Here is a 246-nt window from a genome sequence, read left to right as displayed (position 1 = left end):
GAAGCTAACTTTCCGCTTAAAGTGTACCTGACCCCATTTATTTTACCTGACCCCATTTATTTTACCTGACCCCATTTATTTTGACCCCATTTATTTCTGAATAACACTTATAGAATGCTGTCATACACTGGACCTTAAGCTCCAAAGGCCTCAAGAATCCCCTCTAAACTATTGCTTTTCTTAGCTTTTGATTGCTGGTCTCTGCAACAGGTTCGGGCCAGCAATTCTACAGCCCAATGCAGATCT

This window comes from Bowmanella dokdonensis (assembly GCF_017254865.1).
In the GTDB taxonomy this organism is placed as follows: Bacteria; Pseudomonadota; Gammaproteobacteria; order Enterobacterales; family Alteromonadaceae; genus Bowmanella; species Bowmanella dokdonensis.
Note: the sequence above shows the minus strand (reverse complement) of the source record.